This is a genomic window from Gimesia benthica (assembly GCF_009720525.1).
GTDB lineage: Bacteria > Planctomycetota > Planctomycetia > Planctomycetales > Planctomycetaceae > Gimesia > Gimesia benthica.
Map to the genome: position 1 here is coordinate 7,662,882 of NZ_CP043930.1, position 18,626 is coordinate 7,681,507.

13 protein-coding genes and 1 pseudogene are annotated in these 18,626 nt (G+C 54.5%); 4 read left to right on the forward strand and 10 right to left on the reverse strand.

The window, feature by feature from the left end; genetic code table 11:
• Window positions 1-10: 10 nt before the first annotated feature.
• From F1728_RS29925 to F1728_RS29955, 7 genes are read right to left on the reverse strand one after another with little or no spacing between them, the layout of a single operon-like run.
• Entirely contained in the window at window positions 11-745 is a 735-nt protein-coding gene (locus F1728_RS29925; protein ID WP_155367071.1) for a polysaccharide deacetylase family protein, read from the reverse strand.
• Between the two features lie 9 nt (window positions 746-754).
• Window positions 755-2,005, reverse strand: coding sequence for a glycosyltransferase (locus F1728_RS29930; protein WP_155367072.1), 1,251 nt, complete (start codon window positions 2,003-2,005; stop codon window positions 755-757).
• 45 nt (window positions 2,006-2,050) lie between these two features.
• A complete protein-coding gene (locus F1728_RS29935) occupies window positions 2,051-3,307 on the reverse strand; it encodes a GNAT family N-acetyltransferase (RefSeq protein WP_155367073.1) in 1,257 nt (418 codons plus the stop codon).
• A 7-nt stretch (window positions 3,308-3,314) separates the two neighbouring features.
• Window positions 3,315-4,460, reverse strand: coding sequence for a glycosyltransferase (locus F1728_RS29940; protein ID WP_155367074.1), 1,146 nt, complete (start codon window positions 4,458-4,460; stop codon window positions 3,315-3,317).
• A 51-nt stretch (window positions 4,461-4,511) separates the two neighbouring features.
• Window positions 4,512-5,693, reverse strand: a complete 1,182-nt coding sequence (locus tag F1728_RS29945; RefSeq protein WP_155367075.1) for a GNAT family N-acetyltransferase — start codon at window positions 5,691-5,693, stop codon at window positions 4,512-4,514.
• 52 nt (window positions 5,694-5,745) lie between these two features.
• A complete protein-coding gene (locus F1728_RS29950) occupies window positions 5,746-7,239 on the reverse strand; it encodes an oligosaccharide flippase family protein (RefSeq protein ID WP_155367076.1) in 1,494 nt (497 codons plus the stop codon).
• 34 nt (window positions 7,240-7,273) lie between these two features.
• The gene (locus F1728_RS29955) at window positions 7,274-8,755 is read right to left on the reverse strand and encodes an O-antigen ligase family protein (RefSeq protein WP_228030409.1); all 1,482 of its coding nucleotides are present in this window, start codon (window positions 8,753-8,755) and stop codon (window positions 7,274-7,276) included.
• A 337-nt stretch (window positions 8,756-9,092) separates the two neighbouring features.
• Between F1728_RS29955 and F1728_RS29960 the strand changes: the two genes are divergently transcribed.
• The gene (locus F1728_RS29960) at window positions 9,093-10,877 is read left to right on the forward strand and encodes an ABC transporter ATP-binding protein (RefSeq protein ID WP_155367077.1); all 1,785 of its coding nucleotides are present in this window, start codon (window positions 9,093-9,095) and stop codon (window positions 10,875-10,877) included.
• Window positions 10,878-10,928: 51 nt separating this feature from the next.
• Here F1728_RS29960 and F1728_RS29965 read toward each other — a convergent pair whose 3' ends face one another.
• Both F1728_RS29965 and F1728_RS29970 read right to left on the reverse strand, forming a co-directional pair.
• Entirely contained in the window at window positions 10,929-12,923 is a 1,995-nt protein-coding gene (locus tag F1728_RS29965) for a family 16 glycoside hydrolase (protein ID WP_155367078.1), read from the reverse strand.
• Between the two features lie 54 nt (window positions 12,924-12,977).
• The gene (locus F1728_RS29970; RefSeq protein ID WP_228030410.1) at window positions 12,978-14,174 is read right to left on the reverse strand and encodes a sialidase family protein; all 1,197 of its coding nucleotides are present in this window, start codon (window positions 14,172-14,174) and stop codon (window positions 12,978-12,980) included.
• 287 nt (window positions 14,175-14,461) lie between these two features.
• Here F1728_RS29970 and F1728_RS29975 point away from each other — a divergent pair, with 287 nt between their 5' ends.
• From F1728_RS29975 to F1728_RS29985, 3 genes and pseudogenes are all read left to right on the forward strand, one after another.
• Complete coding sequence (locus tag F1728_RS29975) at window positions 14,462-14,740, forward strand: hypothetical protein (RefSeq protein ID WP_145041419.1); 279 nt, start codon at window positions 14,462-14,464, stop codon at window positions 14,738-14,740.
• A gap of 161 nt (window positions 14,741-14,901) precedes the next feature.
• A pseudogene (locus F1728_RS29980) lies at window positions 14,902-16,694 on the forward strand (ATP-binding cassette domain-containing protein).
• Between the two features lie 29 nt (window positions 16,695-16,723).
• Window positions 16,724-17,065, forward strand: coding sequence for a translation initiation factor (locus tag F1728_RS29985; RefSeq protein ID WP_145185866.1), 342 nt, complete (start codon window positions 16,724-16,726; stop codon window positions 17,063-17,065).
• 12 nt (window positions 17,066-17,077) lie between these two features.
• Here F1728_RS29985 and F1728_RS29990 read toward each other — a convergent pair whose 3' ends face one another.
• The gene (locus tag F1728_RS29990; RefSeq protein WP_155367079.1) at window positions 17,078-18,580 is read right to left on the reverse strand and encodes a M81 family metallopeptidase; all 1,503 of its coding nucleotides are present in this window, start codon (window positions 18,578-18,580) and stop codon (window positions 17,078-17,080) included.
• Window positions 18,581-18,626: the final 46 nt, after the last annotated feature.

Sequence of the window (18,626 nt, forward strand, 5' to 3'; positions counted from 1 at the left end):
TTGTATACACTCAGGCAGAAGCCCGTTGTTTGACTGGCGCTGGTTTCTTACCGGAAGCAAGCCAGTGGCTGACTCCCAGGGAGCGGATAGCATATTGTGTGTGTTCCGAAAGCTGACGTACCGCTTCAATCGCGTAGGGGTGATTGTCGTGCATCAGGCAGAAATTACCTGCCTGCGGTTGAAAGCGTTCGCACCACTGGTTGATTTGTGAGTTTTCGGTCATCTGGTAATCCCGCGGATCGGTATCCCAGAGCACGATAGTTTTGTGACGTCGCCAGAGCCCCAGCATTTTGCCCGCGGTCAGTTTCCCTTTGGGAGGCCGCACCAGGCGCGGAATGCTACCGGTGATATCCCTCAGAATCCGATCTGTCTGATCGATCTCTGCCAGAAACTGTCTGGCTGTCGTTCGTGAAGGCTCGCTGTGAGTCAGGGTGTGATTGCCGATTTCGTGCCCCTCCTGAACCATCCGCTGGATGATTTCGGGGTGACGTTGTGCCTGGACGCCGATCACAAAAAAAGTCGCCTGTTGCTGATACTGCAGCAGCAGATCGAGCAGGCGGGGGGTGTATTCCGGATGCGGACCATCATCGAAGGTCAACGCCAGTGGTACGGGAGCCTGCGGGTGGGAGCCCGCATGTGTCTCTGAGGACAGAACCGGATGGGGAGACGTACCTTGAACCAGAAACAGTCGCCGTGGGACGACTGCAGTCAGCGAACGCTTAATCAACTGGCGAATCTGGTTCATGTTCGAATTTCAAACTGGTTGTCTGAGTTTTCTGTTTTTACGACGGTAGGACGATCGTGATTTCTGCTGTTCTGTTAAACCGGCTGAATACCGCGTGCTACAGTCAGACAAAATCTGGCTGAGCTGCACAGCGGACTCCTGCCAGGTCAATGGCTCGAAAACCCGTTGTTCCGGAATCGCAGGCACCGCCAGCATGCCCGACAGGGCGTCTGCCAGCAGCTGCGGGTTGTTCGGAGTCACCAGCCGATCCTGGAGGGGATCGGCGATCTCCGGAATCCCGCCCACGCGACTGGCTACGAAACGGCTTCCGCAGGAAATCGCTTCCAAGAGCACATTGGGAACTCCCTCTGAAAGGCTGGGCAGGGCAACGACATCGGCGGCCCGATACCAGTCTGGCAGTCGGGACTGTGGTTGTGACCCCTGCAACTGGAAATACTTGTCTAATCCGTACTCTGTTACTTTCTGGTTCAAACGGGAATGTAATGAGCCATTACCTAAAACATAGCATGTAAATGCAGGCCCCTGCTTACTTATTTTCTTACAGGCTTCCAGCAGAACCGTATGTCCTTTCACGGGTTCCAGTCGCCCTACGCTGACGATCACTTTACGATCCGGATCGAGTCCCAGACGCTCGCGGGCCGCCCGTTGATCACCGGGGCAGAAGCGGCTGCGATCCACGCCCCGATAGACGGTATGAATCTTCTCAGGATGGATCTGCAGCTTTTGCACTGCGGCTTCGATGTCCTGGCTCACCGTGATCACAGCATCCGACTGTTGCAGTACCGATTGAATCGCCCGCCGCCGATGTCGATTCCGGGTCAACAGCAAGACATCGCTGCCCCCCGTCATGACGACCGCTGGAATTCCGTGTTCGCGGGCTGCCCTGACGGCGACCTCTCCATCCGGGTGCAGCCAGTACGACAGAATCACGTCCGGTTGAAACCGGGCGATAGCCCGATTCAAAGTCGAACGGATCGACCAGTACAGGAACTGGCCGTAATGCTGATGCAGCATTTTCGGCGGGTAATAGAACCGCGGATAATCAACGCGCATTCCGTTAGCCGCTTCAAAAGGCAGCCAGTCGGGATCGAGTCGAGTCCGCTGGCTGACCCGGGAAGAACACTCATCCACCCAGGCGACCGGTGAGATCACATGGGTTTGGTGAAGTTCTCCCAGGGACTGCATCATCGCAGCGTTAAAAGTCCCTTTTCCCGGGTGCTGGGAATTCGGAAACACATTAGATAAGAACAGGATTTTCATAAGTCGTCCATCTTTCGATAGTCAATGCGCTACTGCTGGGCCAGCTTACCTGCTGCCCAGTTTTCCATATCGCACCAGTTGTCGCAGACCGGTATAAATGCCGGAGGTCTTCAGCAGGTGTCGTGCTGCCTGATCAATCCTGCGGGAGGAATTCAGATAGCAGAGCAGGCTTTTGTTTTTTAACGTATTCGACATCAGCATGACGGCCCCGCTATGGGTCAGCTCGGAGCTGTAGCGCTGCTTGTATTGCGCATCGCCTTCGCCGAAATCGTATGTGCGGGGCGAGTCGTACTCGGTCAAATCTTCCAGGATCAGTAGTAACAGCGTTTCACCTGGTGAAACGCTGGCGTAATCCAGATCAAACCCGAATTCGAGATCGTAGAAGATCCCCTGAAACTGACTGCCGATTTTGAATGCCACGGGGCGATCCCCGTCCATCAGCAGGTAAGAACGCAGGGATCCGTGCAACGCGTAGAACATCAACTCGCTGACTTCCTGATCATTGTTTTTGACGCGCAGCCCCAGTCGTTGACTCTGCCAGGAGTTTTTCGATACCTGGTGAGCCGCACTCAGAAAGTCTGTGATCTGGTCTGGCTCCGTGATCCGTACCAGCTTGAGATGGCTGTTGTCCCGAATCATTTTGCGATGCTTCCGACGGGATTTAGACCGGAACTGATTCCAGTAATCAGCTGCATTTTCCGGGAACCGGATCAGGCTGCGCGGCTGATATCCCGTATGGGAATAGGTCAGACAGCGATCCTCCAGTCGATCCAGGCAGGCTTTCACGGGCGATTTGAGATGGACATCTTCCAGGAACAGGAAAGCACCATGTTGTTGTTCACAGAATTTCAAAGTGGTTTCCAGCAGGAATTCGAGAAACGCAGAGTCATCCTGGTATGCCTGCTGAAGTAGAAAGCTGTTTCCCTTTAAATAATATCCTTGCAGCAGTCGTGCCGGCCCCATACCACGCAGCGTCTTTGTGCTGAGGTTTTTGGGACAACAGATACCTGCGGCCACCAGCGTCCCCTGGTGACGGCAAAACATCACGTAACTGGGGCGATCCGGAAACGATTTCTTTAACTGCGGTTGCAGGTGCAGCAGATAATCCGGGTGATGGTTTAAAAGTGCGTGTGGATCCTGTTCAAACAGTGCCAGCCAGTCCTGGTAGAACTGGGACATCGGTTGCAGGTCTTCCATCTGCACGGCATAAAAACTGATTTGCAGTTCATCAAACGGCGCGGTTCTTTCTATTTCCGGGTCGAGTGACAGGTCGTGGTGAGTACAGGTTAAATTCATATTCATGGCGGGTTCACTTAACTTGTAGATTCAAAATCTGTTGATACAGGCTTTCGTAGTCTTTAATCATTGAACGCACATTGAAGTGCTGTTCGACACGTTCGCGGGCCGACTGGCCCATGGTCAGCCACTTCTGAGGCTGAGTACACATTTGACAGATGGCTTCCGCAAGCAGCGATGCATTCGCCGGGGGGACCAGCAGTCCGGTTTCCGGTTGCTGGACAATCTCCGGATTTCCACCGACGGCCGTCGCCACAATCGGTAATCCGACCGACATGGCTTCCAGCAGGGTCAATGAGATTCCTTCTGTCAGAGAAGAAGAAACGTAAAAGCCAGCCTGCGTCAGCAGGTCAGGGACGTCATTCCGCTCTCCCAGGAAGCGCACATGGGATTCCAGGTTGAGTTCTGTTGTGATCTGTTCCAGTTTCGCGCGTTCGGGACCATCTCCCACGATCATCAGCTCGAATTCGGGAATCGAATCAACGACCAGCCGCACCGCTTGCAGCATCGTTGCAAGATCCTTTTCAGGCGACAGACGCGAGACAGTAATCGCCCGCATCTCTGCCACCGGTCCGGAAAAGGCAAACCGATCCACGTCGATCCCATTCCAGATGCGGGTTACTTTACGCTCGTTCAACCAGCCCACTGAGCGACAGCGGTCTCCTGTGTCATCCGAGACAGGAATCACGCGATTCGCCAGGCGGCTGGCCAGCGCAAACTGCAGCCGCTCGTTAAAGGTCTCTCCGAAGCGGCGACCATGACGCGTCTGAATGATCGCGGGGATCCCGACGAGACGTCCGGCCAGTGTGCCGTAAAAGTGAGGGTACGCATTGTGGGTGTGCAGCAGGTCGTAGTTCTTCTCCAGGAAAAATTCCTTCAACTGACGGATGCGTCCCAGCTTACCCGAGGCAGTCAACGGAAAGGGAATGACGGGGCAACCCAGCTTCTGGATTTCCTCTGCAGGAGCGCCCATCTCTCCCAGCGCGACGAATTCGAGTTCGTATTCCGCTGCATTATGGAATCGGGCAAAATCAACCAGCAAACGTTCCAGTCCACCCGTGCATAGAGTCAGGCTCAGATGACAGACCCGGAGCCGCGCTGCTGATTTCTGAGCCGCGGCATTGGTTTCGTTGCTGGAAGTGATTTCGATGGTGCTCATGTTATTTTCATTCATAAGAGATTGATTCCGACTGAACTTGATACCGAATTGTCATTCCTCGTCGGCGTTCGATTTCTGAATCAGCTGCATGGTCTGTTTGATTTTGCGCAGGGTATTCAACGCGGTAAATTTCCAGCGGGGACGCTTCACCTGTGCCCACGTGAGGTAGCTGTGATGTGTGCTCATCTTCTGCTTGTGGTGGCTGTTACCGGCCAGGAAATCATAGGCATCGAAGCCACGACGGAAGCACTCTTCGATACAGAGATAATCCGCGATCACACCCGGGCTCAGTTTACCCTGGTATTCAGCAGAACCACCCTGGTAGCACAGCACGCGGTTGCGGTCGATCAGGACCTGCACGCAACCGATGATGTCGTTGCCGAGCTTGACGCGGAACAACCCCATCTGTCCGCTGGGAACCAGCTTCTGAATCAGCGCTTTATGGAAATCGGTAAAACGCTGGCTGGCATAGGAACCAGGTTCCCCCTCTTTCTGCCAGCGTGCCTGATGTAACTCGACCAGATCCGCAAAGATGTCCTCCGCTTCGGCAACGCTCTCCGCCCATTTTCCGTTGAGGTCGCCGTATGATTTCATGTTCTTCCGCAGATTTTTACGGGTGGAATAACCAAAGCCGGAAATGACTTCCCGTTCTTCCTCCCGGATCAGCTTCAGGTCGAAATAGCGACTTTCGATTTTGCGGAAACCCTCGTCGGAAACGGGCAGGTTCCAGGCTTCCAACTCATCACTGGCAAAGCCATCAAAGTGAATCGCATCCCAGCTCTTGTTTTTCTCAAGCAGTTCCATCAGTCCCTGCATGAAGTCAGACTGTAATTCGGTGGGGACGAGCAGGGCATTGTATTCCACACACGCACTGTCGGATGCCGGTTCACCCGCCGTTCCCAGGTGCAGCGTATTGACAGCCATCGGTCCGTCGAATTGCGCGACTCCTTCGGTCACGAGACAGATCCCGCAGGGCACATTGTCTTTGGTCGCCACGACGAACGAATAGGGGACCAGGTCTCCAAAATATTCGATCCAGGTTGACGTCCAGACGTGTGAACACATCAGGGGGACCTCGGAGAATTGTGCTTCTACTGTTTTCCAGACTTCCAGACAGGCTGTACGCTGGCTGCTGTCATACTGAGCCAGTGACAGCGCCTGTGCTGTCTCCTGAGTTGCAGAAGCGTTGGAAAGCGTATCAATTGTCTGGTGAGAACAGTCGAGTAAAGTCATTCAATTACCTGTCAGGATTATTAGTGATAAATGTGTTTCAGATAAAAATATTTCAGGACGTGGTTCGTTTAAGTAAAGGACTGCCTTTCTCAAACAGTAGCCAGGTACCAGCCAGGAAGGCTCCCCCTCCGCAGGCGATACAGGCCAGGACCACCCACGAATTCCGTATCTCAAAAAAATGCGGCAGCCAGTAGGAATACGCCAGCAGAGCCAGCAGCGGGGCGATAGTCGGTCCAATCGCATAACGCAGCAGTCGGCTCCGGGAGATATCCAGTTTTTTCAACGCATACGGGAGCAGGATGCCGAGCTCCGCAAACAGAATCGGAATCGCAGTCCCCAGGGCCACGCCGACCAGTCCGAGGTACTGGATCAAAATCAGCGATAAAATCAGGTTGGCCAGCGCTTCTCCCATGTAAATCAGGGAAGGGACTTTCACATTCCCCATGCCGTACAGCACCGAGCGGAAGATCGAGATCGGCAGTGCCACGATCCGGGCGCCCAGCAGAATTGTCAGCAGCAGATGGCTCTCCGGATATCCGGGCCCCACCCAGGTGTTGATCAATGTCTGTCCGAAAAAGCCTGCGCCGATGAAAAAGCCAGTCACCAGCAGAAAGGAAAGGGAGACGCCGTTCAGAACCAGCTTCTGTAAGGCACCGTGGTCCTCGTTGGCATTCAGCTCTCCTGCCCGAGGCATGAAGACCTTGCCGATCTGGGCGATGGGCATATTGATAAATTGTGTCAGTCGTAACGCGATGTAATACGGGACGATCATGGCTGGACTGAAGAAGATCCCGATCACAATGGAGTCGGTGGCCTCGATCAGGGTCCAGGCGATGGCATCGATGAAGGCAAACCCACTGAACGAGCCACATTCCCGGAGGATCGACCAGTCCATATACTTTGTGTTGATGCGGAACTGTTTCAACTGCCGAAACGCAAACAGGCACTGCCCGATGTTTTCAAACAGGGTGACCGCGAGGAAAATCGCGGCGATAATCAGCAGTCCCTGTTCGGCTCGCAGGAAGGCCACGGTCAGAACCAGCCGTAGAATCCCACTGGTCAGGTTGACTCCGCGTTCAATGTCAAACCGCTGAATCCCCATCAGCACACCACCAAACACGCTGCCCGCCAGGCCCACAAATACGTTCAGACCCAGGATCAGGATGACGAGCCGGACTTCGGAGATTGGCACCGATCCCCATTCACTCAGATGGGGAGCCAGCCAGGCAATGATGCCGGCTGCCATCAGTGCCAGAAACCCCATTCCCAGGTAAATCGCGAAAATCACATTCGCTACCTGGTTCAGGTGTTTCCAGTCTTCCTTGGCGTGATAATGTGCCACGTACCGGCTGATCGTCTGGCCAAATCCAAGGTAGAGCAGACCCGAATAGCCGGCGATCGCATTAATGAAAATCCAGCTCCCGTACTGCTGGTCGCCCAGGATGTGCAGTACGTAAGGCATAAGGAATACGCCGATCAACAGGCTCACCCCATGGTTGAGCCAGTTGGCACAGAGATTCCATTTAACTGATCGACGCTGATTCATGTTTGTTCTTTCGAAAAACCGCACTGACGACAGGTCAGCCGGCGAAAATTCGTACAAAAATGGCAAATGAGATCAGCATTCCTACGCTGATACCAATCAGCCAGAGCTGATGTTGTTTATTCCAGTAAACGACGGGCGTTGGTCGCGCCAGGCTGGCTCCCGCCAGGTTCAGATACGCCGCAGAGACTCCTACAATCATGTAGGTAGGAACCACGTAACAGCGGGAGAGTGACATCATCCCGCCGCACCAGGCTGCCAGAATCGCACAGGCGTAAGGCAGGTAACGTTCCAGTTCCCGATCACGCATGATTGGTTTTCCCCGGGACGCAATCTGGAACCGCACCAGACGATACAAACCCAGGCCAGCAAAAAAGAAACAGCCGATGAACAGGGTGCCGCCAAACAGCCCCAGTTCCGTAAACGCGTGGACGTAAGAATTATGAGCCGCGAGCCCCGCCATATCAGAGTATTCACCCTGGCCGATTCCGAAAAACAGATTCGCTGACTTCAGCGCAGAGATCCCCTCACGCCAGAGCAGAATCCGGTCGTGTCCGGTTCCGGAGTTCAAGTCGATATTGCCCTGTCGTCCCGCGAGCACCGTCAGGCCGGCAACACCTACGACCGCACAGGCAATCGCGGCTTTCTTACCATATTTCGGTAATACGAAGACCATGCCTGCGATGCCCAGAGTCAACAGGCCGCCGCGCGAGCGGGTATCCAGCAGGCCGATCATCAGGATGATCATGCTCACGATCCACAGGAACCGAAACGGGCTCTTGACCGGATCGTTGAAAAAGTAGAGGCACAGCATACCGGTGGCGACAATCAGTACGGACAGGTCGTTGGGATCCTGAAAGATACCCGTACCCCGCATTCGGAAGACGCGAATGACTTCACCCGCATCTGAGACGCCGTCACGGTCGCTGACGTGTTTGATGAATTCAAAGTCGATGATCCCGGCATAGTCAATCACACAGAGCAGAATCATCGCAGATGACGATATCGCCACCGTTTTCAGCAGTCCCTTCAGACGCTTGGGAGAATCGATAATGGAGATGAGTAGAATGTAATAAATCAGTGTTTTCAGGAATGCGACTGTCGATGTCCGCACGCCGTAGAGGTACATATGCGATAGATGCGACATCGCAACAGCGACCAGTACTCCAATCACGCACAGCGTTATCGGCTGACGTTTCAGGTTCGGAAACTGCACCACACGCTTGATCTGATCCAGTGACAGGAAGAAAGATGACAGTATCAGCACTTCATAGATCGGCAGTCCCTTGAGAGCCGGAATCAGCTCCGCGGGTCTCAAAAACAGATTGATGTTGACCAACAGGAACAGGATGTAGGCATTGTGGGGAGCCGAATTTCCCCCGATGATCGACTGAGGCAGGGGGCGGCGACGTCGTGGAGAGGCGGCGTTATGAGCGCGCATTCCATGCGTATCGGGCGTTCTCGTACTGGGAGCGGCCCGCTCGGCAGGAGGACTGGATGAATTTCCTTGGTTAATCATCGAACTCGATTCAGTTGGAAATCCGCGTTTCCATATATCCGGAACGGTACAGAGTTTCAGGCTCTTCAATCCGGATATTTTGACATTGCGCACTTACTGAAAAGATAGATCAGGAACTAGCTGCATGTGGCGAGAATTCAACGTTTCCCTCGCTTTCCGGGCTGTAATAATTGCTACAACCGTCAAGGGCCGAGAAAGTTCGTAGTGAGATGAATCGGGATCACTGCAAAAGCAGCACGTTTGATCAATTGAATCATTGCGAGCTTCCCGTTATCTTCTCTGTCCTCGTGTATACGTTTTACTGATTATCCCTCTGAAATAACGACTTGGTAGAGTAATGGCGACCCTGATTGATATATCCAATGTGACCAAGAGTTACGGTGCTCAGGAACTGCTGAAAGAAGCTTCTGTTTCACTGGCCGACGATCAGAAAGTCGGTTTCATCGGACGCAACGGTGCCGGTAAATCGACCCTGTTACGGATTCTCCTCGAAGAAGAATCTGTCGACAGCGGACAGATCGCACGGCATCCCAATCTCCGCGTCGGCTATCTGAGACAGCACGATCCTTTTCAAGAAGGGGAAAGTGCACTCGACTTTCTGATGCGCGACAGTGGTCAGCCCGAATGGAAATGTGGCGCCGTCGCCGGTCAGTTTGAGTTGAAAGGCCGGTTCCTCAACGGTCCCGTCAAGGAGCTCTCCGGTGGTTGGCAGACCCGCGTCAAGCTGGCCGCCCTGTTGCTGCACGAACCGAACTTCCTCATGCTGGACGAACCGACCAACTTCCTTGACCTGCGTACTCAGCTGCTGCTCGAAGACTTTCTGAAAGATTACCGCGGTGCCGTGCTGGTCGTCTCCCACGATCGTTCGTTTCTGAAAGCCGTCTGCTCCCAGACCCTCGAACTCAAACGGGGGAAACTCACCCTCTTCAACGGCGATGTCGATCAGTATCTTGAAAATCAGGACATTCTCCGTGAACGGGACGAGCGGACCAACGCCACCGTGCTGGCCAAACGTCGTCAGCTGGAAACCTTCATTGCCAAGAACAAAGCGGGCGCCAACACCGCCTCACAGGCCCGCAGCAAACAGAAACAGCTGGAACGCCTGACACTCACCGAGATCGAAAGCGCTGAATCGACGGTGCATATCGTGATTCCGCAGACCGAAAAACGGCAGGGAGTCGCGCTGGCCTGCGAACAGCTGGCAATCGGTTATCCCGATCTGCAGGTAGCCGACGACATTACGCTCGAAATCGAACACGGCTCTCGGGCTGCCATTGTGGGAGACAACGGTCAGGGGAAAACCACCTTCCTGCGGACCATCTCTGGTTCGTTGCCTCCCAAAGACGGGGAACTCCGCTGGGGCTATCACTGTAACGTCGCCTGTTACGCGCAGCACGTTTATACATCGCTACCCGATAAAATGACAATTCGCGAGTACCTCGAGCACGAATCTGCTCCCGGCACAACCGCGCAGCAGATTCTGAACGTTGCGGGAAGCTTCCTTTTCAAGGAACAGGCTCTGGATAAGAATATCAAGGTCTTGAGCGGGGGCGAGCGGGCACGGTTGTGCCTGGCGGGAATCCTGCTCGGCAACTATTCGATTCTGATCCTCGACGAACCGGGCAACCACCTGGACGTCGAGACGGTCGAAGCGCTGGGAGACGCTCTGGTAGGCTTCCAGGGAACCGTGATCTTCACCAGCCACGATCGGCACTTCATGGGCAAGGTCGCCACCGATGTGATCGAAGTCGCCAACGGCTCCGTCAAGAGTTACGAAGGGGACTACGACGCCTACCTCTACCGGGTTAAGAAAGAGGTCGCTGACGGGCACCGCGAGGCGAATCAGCAGTCGGTCGCGAAACAGGAGCAGCAGAGCAAACAGGACGCTCCCCGGGAAAAAGGCTACGGGGGAAAAATCAAGGAAGCCCGCAAAGAGCTCTCTGCCATCGAACGTAAAATTGCGCAGCTGGATGAGAAAAAGAACAGCATCAACGAAAAGTTCCTGAAAGCCACCAGTCCAGATCAGGCGCAGGAACTACATGAGGAAATGCAGCCCCTCGTCGATGAGATCGGCGAACTGGAAGTCCGCTGGATGGAGCTCTACGAGTTCCTGGAGCAGTAAGTACTGTCTGGAACAGCCCGGGTTAAAGCGATATTCGCAGCCTTACGCAGCTCAATACTCTTTGACCCGGATGTTTTTATACTCCACATGACTGCCATGGCCCAACAGGCCGATATGACCGCGCATTCGTTTGAGACCGGGGTGTTTTTCGAGCACCTTGGGATCTTTTATATCCGCCAGGTCGGTCTGCAGCACGGGCATGTCATTGACAATCACGGTGATTTTCGAACCGCGGCAGATAATTTCCTCGTGGTTCCATTCTCCGGCCGGCTTCAAAGCACCTTTTTTCGCCGGGATGACATCATATACTGAGCCATGATATTGGGTTGGCTTCAGCTTTTTCGGGTAACCTTTGTTATCCAGTACCTGGATTTCGATTCCCTCGTAAGCGGGCCTCTGATCGACGAGGGGGCAGCGGATGGCAATTCCGTTGTTGGCCCCCTCAGTGAGTTTGAAATCGAATTTCAGACTGAAGTCGCCAAATTCTTTCTCGGTAAACAGGAAGCCCCCTCCATCAGAGGGGCAGATCAGCTTGCCGTCGGCAACGTGATACCCTTTGCGGTTGGCCCGCTTTAACGTCCAGCCGGTCAGATCCTTGCCGTTGAACAGAGGCTTGTATTCAGCCGCCTGTTCTTCTGCAGGCGATTCACACGAGATCGGCAGCGTATACTGTTTGAGCCACAAATCATCGGACTCCTGCAGATAGTTCAGCAGCTTTTCCGAGAGCGCTCTGCGGACGTCCTGGTATTCTGGCTGACAGGCCACGTTGATGACCTCGTCCGGATCCTGCTTCAGGTCGTACAGTTCGACTTCATCACGGAACAGGAATTTGTGTACGGTCCGCTGCCCGAGTGTCGGTTCCTGCAAACGCAGTGTTTCATTCCAGGTGGCCCGCGCAAGGGTGTCGATGGGCAGGGGATACTTCGATCGCCATTCCAGGTTCCAGATCAGTTTATAGTCGCGGGTGCGAATTGTCCGCATCGGATAATACATGGTCACTTCATGAAAGTTATGCGCCAGAATGACATCGTCCCAGCCGGGAGTGTGCTGCTGACCGACCGTCGGCAGCATGCTCCGCCCCTGCAGCTTGTAGCGAGGCCCTTTGGTCTGGGTCCAGTCCAGCACCGTCGGAGTGACATCGAGCAGCGAGACCATCGCGTCTGAAACGACTCCCTGTTTCTCGGCCGGCAGTCCCGGTTCGCGGATAATCATCGGCACATGCACTCCCGGATCGTAATGGTTAGCCATCGCTCCGGGCTCAGAGGAACCGTGATCGCTGGTGAAAATGACCAGCGTATCGTCGGCGTGCCCCGCTTCTTCCAGTGCCTTGAGAATACGACCAATGCCGGCGTCCATATAACTGATCTGCTGATAATAGCCGGCCAGTCCTTCGCGTACTTCAGGTCGATCGGGCAGATAACGGGGAACCTGGATCTGGGCAGGATCGTATTCTTCTAACGGCATTCCGGGTTCGGGAGCTCTCACACCCCATTCTGGTTGTGTGCGGGAGGTCGGATGCGGATCGTGAAAACCCAGCACCAGGAAGAACGGTTCATCACTTTCCTGCTGAATAAACTCGGCAGCCAGGTCGGACATCGCCTTGACCGCGTAACTGCCGACCTTCGGCTGAAAATCGATTGTGGTGTCTTCCGGCCAGAGATGGTATTTGCCGATCATCCCCGTGCGATACTTGTTTTTATCAAGCAGAGCGAAAACGGTCTCGACATGAGGTCTCAGTCGAAAATTATGCGCCCCGTGCGGATGTCCATACTGCCCGTTCGCATAAGTCTGTAACCCGGTATAAAACACACCTCGACAGGGACCGCAGGAAGCGGTGGTCGCGAATGCATACTGGTAACGCGTCCCTTCCCGGGCCAGTTGATCGATATGAGGTGTCTTGATTACCTTGTTGCCGTAGCAGCCACAGTCTTCCTGGTTCTGATTGTCAGAAAACAGAATCAGTACATTTTGCCGCGCTTTCGCAAAAGACTCTGCGGGCACGAACAGCAGACCAGAAAATACGACCAGATAAAACAGACACCTCATCGGTAAAACCTCATGTTGTCGAGTCGTTGATTGAAATAAAAGACCGTTGAAAACTTATTTCTTCTTGGGTATTTCGCCCGTTGCCTCATTGATGAGCACCCGCTGCCGGACTTTACCGGAAACCGGTTTACCAGCCAGGACGTCTTCCTCGGTAAAGGTAGTCATCAGGATATTCTTATCGCCGGTTCGGGAGTAATCGTAGATGATGTAGATCGTACCATCTTTGCTCTGCACACCGTCTGGATAGGAGACTCCCGGCCGTTCATCCAGCAGCAGGCCTCCCTCCCAGGTTTTGCCATCATCCTTTGAGATGTAGGCGGTCAGATCGCGTCGCGTCTTGCGGTCCGCAGGATTGTGACGGACCAGCAACAGATTGCCTGAATTCAGGCGACGAATAAAGAAGCGGGCATTGATGTGCGGAATGGTCGACGCTTTCCCGGCAGACCAGGTTTTCCCACCGTCCGTGGAAATCGATTCGCCAATGCCGTAACGCGTACGCACCAGGGTCCACAGACTGCCGTCCTTGCGTTCGACAATCATATGTTCGTCGAAAGTACGCTCGGGAACATCGGTCTGTCCCAGCAGTTCAAACGTTTTTCCCTGATCCCGGGAGATAATAATGTTACCGCCCCGTTCTTCAGGTAAATCGAAACGGTACTCAATCGCTTCTTTTGCCGGTTGTTTCCAGACGGCCACAGGCAGCAGCCAGTCGCCGTTCGACAGGACCGTGGGCTTATTCATCATGATCCCGTTGCAGATGCGACGAGGTTTACTCCAGGTCGGATTCTCCTTGTCGGCTTCATCGGTCGTAATTGCCCAGACACCACTGCGTCCGTCCCACCAGCGGTAAGACTGTGCCCAGAACAGCCACAGCTTTCCCGAGGGATCCCGCCATAACGCGGGGTCGTAAGCACGCACGGGACCAGGCGGATCGATGACCAGTTTAGGACCCGACCAGGTTTTGCCATCATCACCACTGGTCACCAGAATGACGTAGTTCAGTTCCCCTTCTGTAATACCACCAGAATACCAGAGGACCCACAGACGACCGTCTTTAGACCGTTCCAGTCCCGGGATTCCCTGGAACATCCGCGTGTCATCCGCGTATTCCGGACCGGGGTTCGTATTGATTGGCGGAGCAACCAGGGCGGGATCAGATTGATCATCCGGTTCGGCACTGAAGCCATTGACTGGTGTGAGAACAGAGCAGGTGATCAGAAAAGCGAAGCAGGCGGTAAACAGAGAGCGCAAGATGAGACCTCATTAGCTGGTAGAATGTCATTTCAGATCAATGGTTTTAAGGCAAACCGAGACTGAAGCCATGCTAGCAGATCAACGCACCCGTGGCGAGTATTCAGATCAACAAACGGCGATGTGAATCCGGTTTTCGGGCACGCGTGAAAAGTGTTCTGCAACCTTAGATCTGGAACCGGAACTGGACAGACTGTCCAACCTGACCTAGAGTATGGTTGCAGAGTCTGTGCTTCCGACAGACTGCCCCCCATTCATCTTGCTTCATTAGACGCTTAAGGGATTCCATGGATTTAACGGAACTGATCATCCTGTTGGTAGTTTCAGGACTGTGTGGCAGTATCGCCCGGGCACTGGCCGGCTCGACGCGCGGGGGCTGTCTGGTGTCGATTGCGCTGGGATTTATCGGTGCTCTGATCGGCAGTAAACTCGCCATGGCCCTCGAACTGCCCGAAATACTCTCGATTCCGCTGGGTGGGCGAAACTACCCGGTGGTCTGGTCCATTATCGGGGCGTCCCTGTTTGTAGCCGTCCTCAGCCTGCTCTCCGGTCGCAAACGTCTTTGAATCTCTGATTCTGACAGGCGTTTATCCCCCGGTTCTCATCAATCCCGCTTCGCGCCGGCATTGCAGATTCCGAGAGCTGAACTTAACATGTCCGTGTGCAAGCGATTCCCGACCATGCGAGTCGGGTTTTTTTATATCCATGTGAGCGGAAGTGCTGAGTAATGTCACTGTTGAGCTTGAGTGAAGTCTCCTTTACCTGGAGTGGTCCGCCACTGCTGGATGGCATCAGCCTCGAAATCAATGCGGGAGAGCGCATCGGGCTGCTGGGGCGTAACGGGGCCGGTAAATCCACGCTGATGAAAATCATCGCGGGCGAACTGGATCCGGACCACGGGGACATCAAACGCGATAAAGACCTCCGCGTGGCACGTCTCGTTCAGGAAGTCCCCGCAGGGGGCGCACACCAGATCCATAAATTCGTCGCGGAAGCGGCGGCCCCCTTCTACGAGCATGACTGGGAAGTCGATCATGCCGTCGATCAGATCCTCGCTCGCATGGGGCTGGTCGGCGATGAAATCTTCGAATCCCTCTCCTCGGGTATGAAACGCCGGGTATTACTGGCGCGGGCAATTGTGCAGGCGCCGGACATCCTGCTACTCGACGAACCGACCAACCATCTGGATATTCCCGCAATCAAATGGCTGGAACAGTTCCTGCAATCCTATGAGGGAACACTCCTGTTCGTCACCCACGACCGGGTCTTCCTGCAGGCCCTGGCGACGCGGATCATCGAAATCGACCGCGGTCACATGTACGACTGGACCTGCGACTACGATACCTTCCTCAAACGCAAAGAAGCGTTTCTCGAAGCGGAAGAAAAACAGAACGCATTATTCGATAAGAAGCTCGCAGAAGAAGAGGTCTGGATCCGACAGGGTATCAAGGCCCGTCGTACCCGCAACGAAGGACGCGTCCGAGCCTTGAAGAAAATGCGGGAAGAACGCAAACAACGCCGCACCCAGGTGGGGAACGTCAATCTGCAGGTTGCCAGTGCCGACCGCTCGGGGCAAATGGTGATCGAAGCCAAAGATGTCTCGTTCTCGTATGGTGACGAACCGGTCATTCGCAACTTTACGACACTCATCTCTCGGGGAGACAAAATCGGAATCATTGGCCGCAACGGTGCCGGCAAAACCACGCTGTTGAAACTGATGCTGGGAGACTTACAGCCGGACAGTGGCACGATTCGTGTCGGAACCAATCTGGAAGTCCTGTACTTCGACCAGCTCCGCGAGCAAATCGAAGAAGAGAAAACGGTGATCGAAAACGTTGGTGAAGGTCAGGAGACGCTCACCATCGATGGCAAACCCCGCAACATTTACGGTTACCTGCAGGATTTTCTCTTCACACCGGAACGGGCCCGCCGACCGGCCCGCTTCCTCTCCGGGGGGAGCGCAACCGGTTATTACTCGCCAAGCTCTTCAAACGCCCGGCTAACCTGTTCGTGCTGGACGAACCGACCAACGACCTGGATGCAGAAACCCTGGAACTGCTCGAAGAACTGATCTGCAATCATCCGGCAACGTTGCTGCTTGTCAGCCACGACCGGGCCTTTCTGAATAACGTGGTCACCGCCACACTCGTCGTTGATGAAGACGGAAGCGTCAAAGAATACGCGGGCGGTTACGATGATTATCTCAGACAGTCCGAAAACAGCAAAGCCGTCGAAGAGAAGAAGCCAGAGTCAAAAAACCAACCAGTAGCCAGCCCGGAAAAACCCAAGCCGAAGGCCAAGCTGAGTTATAAAGAAGAACGGGAACTGGAACAGATTCCTCAACAGATCGAAGCACTGGAACAGGAACAGACCGAACTGCAGTCGGCGATGTCTGATCCTGACTTTTTTAAACAGAGCAATGATGTCATTACGGACGCTTCAAATCGTCTGCAAACGATTCAGAGCGAACTGGAACGTCTGCTCGAACGCTGGGAAGAACTGGAATCGCGCGTTCAATAACCGCGGATTCAATCCACGAAGGAGATACCATGCGCCTGTTTGAAGGAACTCCCTTTGACCGACCTCCCCGCTGCGAAAAATGCGATCAGCTGGAAGAAGAGTGCATCTGCCCGCCCGAACCACCGTTTCGAATTCCTCCCGAGCAGCAGACCGCACGGCTGTCGATTGAAAAACGCAAAAAGGGGAAACGCGTCACCGTGATCCGAGGTTTACCCGCAGAAGGCAACGATCTCCCTGAACTCTTGAAACAGATCAAAGACCGCTGTGGCGCCGGCGGCGCACTCAAGGACGAAGATCTGGAAATTCAGGGAGAGCAACTGGACCGGGTTCGCGAGACTCTCCAGCAGATGGGCTTCAAGGTCAAAGGCTGAGGCCCCCGCAGTTTAAATATCTGGTGCCGTTTCGTAAGGGATTTCGACCGGATAGAAATCCTGCTTTCTGCGCTGATGATTCAGTTTGGCAAAGTCGTGCGTGTGAATCGCGCGGGCTTCCACGTTGAAGATCGAGCCGGCGAATGGTTCAAAACTGGCTCGGAAGTGCGCCGATGATTTGACTGAGATGTAGTTCATCGATTCACAATCAATTCCCAGCGTCTTGGAAAACGCCGGGCCGAAAGGCTGTTCGCGGGCAGTGACCACCACCACGTTGACGCCATCCTGCTGAATCCAGGCAGAGGGACCCATGTTCCCCGTCAGTCCTGCATACATGGGACCATCGTACTTGAACTCGCCATGAGACAGTGCTTTGACGGTGGCTTTCATCTTCACCGGAGGCCCCTGAATCGGATCAGACTTGCCGCCGACCTCAGTTTCAATCGTGCCTCCTACGCCAACTTCGTGGGCCAGCGCCACGACCTCGGGATCGACGATATACAGAATCAAAGCCTTGTCCAGTTTCATGTCCAGAAAGGTCTGCAGGATCTCGGTCGAATCGCCGGCGGTACCACCACCAGTATTGTCAGCGTGGTCGGCCAGGATGATCGGGAACTTGCCGATTTCCTGTCCCTCTTTGATCGCATCGGTGACTGAGAAGGGCAATTTGTACCAGCGGCGTCGCCGTTCCCAGATCCAGCCACTCAGTTCGTCCGCCGTTTTGTCTGCCAGTTCCTGATCGTTGTCAGCCACGACGATGATCGACGGGCCAACTTCAGGGATGTCGGCCCAGGGAAATCCTGTCGAGACGGTGACGCCCAGAATACCGGGGCGGGTTTCGATTTCATGCGCGTAATCCATGACCTCTCTCATCGGCATGTGTGCGGTTACCTGGCAGGCGGTGCTCCAGAACAATGGAATCTGTCGGAGTGTCATCACCGGTTTGACCTCACCGTTGATAATCCGCACGATGAGATCCGCTGCTTCCTGCCCCCGCTCATTCATGTCGATATGCGGATAGGTGTCGTAACCCAGGATGGCGGTCGCCTGTTCCACGCGGAGAGGTGAATGGTTGCCGTGCATGTCTGGAGTCACAAGGATCGGCCGGTCGTCTCCCAGGTATTCCCGTACTTTCGAAATGAAGTGACCGTCGCCATCTTCAATTCCATCGATGACCATCGCCCCGTGCAGGTCGAGCAGCACACCGTCAACCGGGCCCCCTTCGTCTTCGGCCGCTTTCAGCCGGTCCAGGAACTCAGCGAGCAGGTCGTCATAAGTCTTCCGTTCAATCAGACCGCTGGGAAATGCAAACGTCCATAGCAGCGGAATCAGTTCGAATCCGTGTCGTTTGGCTGCATCAATGAAGCCGCCAATACAGACATTCGCGCCGGGAAACGTCTCCATGATCTCCTGACCACGAAACAGTCCACGGTCGTTGATGAAATCATTCAGGGTGGTGGGAAGATCAGAGTAGGTGCTGGTTTCATGAAGCACACCGCCGGTTGCGATTCGCATGAGGAAGACTCCTGGGAGGTTATTGGGATGGATGAGCACCAGAGGT

Excerpts from the sequence above, each read along its gene's own strand:
- F1728_RS29925 (WP_155367071.1), bottom strand. The coding sequence starts at position 745 with ATGAACCAGATTCGCCAGTTGATTAAGCGTTCGCTGACTGCAGTCGTC.
- F1728_RS29930 (WP_155367072.1), bottom strand. The coding sequence starts at position 2,005 with ATGAAAATCCTGTTCTTATCTAATGTGTTTCCGAATTCCCAGCACCCG.
- F1728_RS29935 (WP_155367073.1), bottom strand. The coding sequence starts at position 3,307 with ATGAATATGAATTTAACCTGTACTCACCACGACCTGTCACTCGACCCG.
- F1728_RS29940 (WP_155367074.1), bottom strand. The coding sequence starts at position 4,460 with ATGAGCACCATCGAAATCACTTCCAGCAACGAAACCAATGCCGCGGCT.
- F1728_RS29945 (WP_155367075.1), bottom strand. The coding sequence starts at position 5,693 with ATGACTTTACTCGACTGTTCTCACCAGACAATTGATACGCTTTCCAAC.
- F1728_RS29950 (WP_155367076.1), bottom strand. The coding sequence starts at position 7,239 with ATGAATCAGCGTCGATCAGTTAAATGGAATCTCTGTGCCAACTGGCTC.
- F1728_RS29955 (WP_228030409.1), bottom strand. The coding sequence starts at position 8,755 with ATGATTAACCAAGGAAATTCATCCAGTCCTCCTGCCGAGCGGGCCGCT.
- F1728_RS29960 (WP_155367077.1), top strand. The coding sequence starts at position 9,093 with ATGGCGACCCTGATTGATATATCCAATGTGACCAAGAGTTACGGTGCT.
- F1728_RS29965 (WP_155367078.1), bottom strand. The coding sequence starts at position 12,923 with ATGAGGTGTCTGTTTTATCTGGTCGTATTTTCTGGTCTGCTGTTCGTG.
- F1728_RS29975 (WP_145041419.1), top strand. The coding sequence starts at position 14,462 with ATGGATTTAACGGAACTGATCATCCTGTTGGTAGTTTCAGGACTGTGT.
- F1728_RS29985 (WP_145185866.1), top strand. The coding sequence starts at position 16,724 with ATGCGCCTGTTTGAAGGAACTCCCTTTGACCGACCTCCCCGCTGCGAA.
- F1728_RS29990 (WP_155367079.1), bottom strand. The coding sequence starts at position 18,580 with ATGCGAATCGCAACCGGCGGTGTGCTTCATGAAACCAGCACCTACTCT.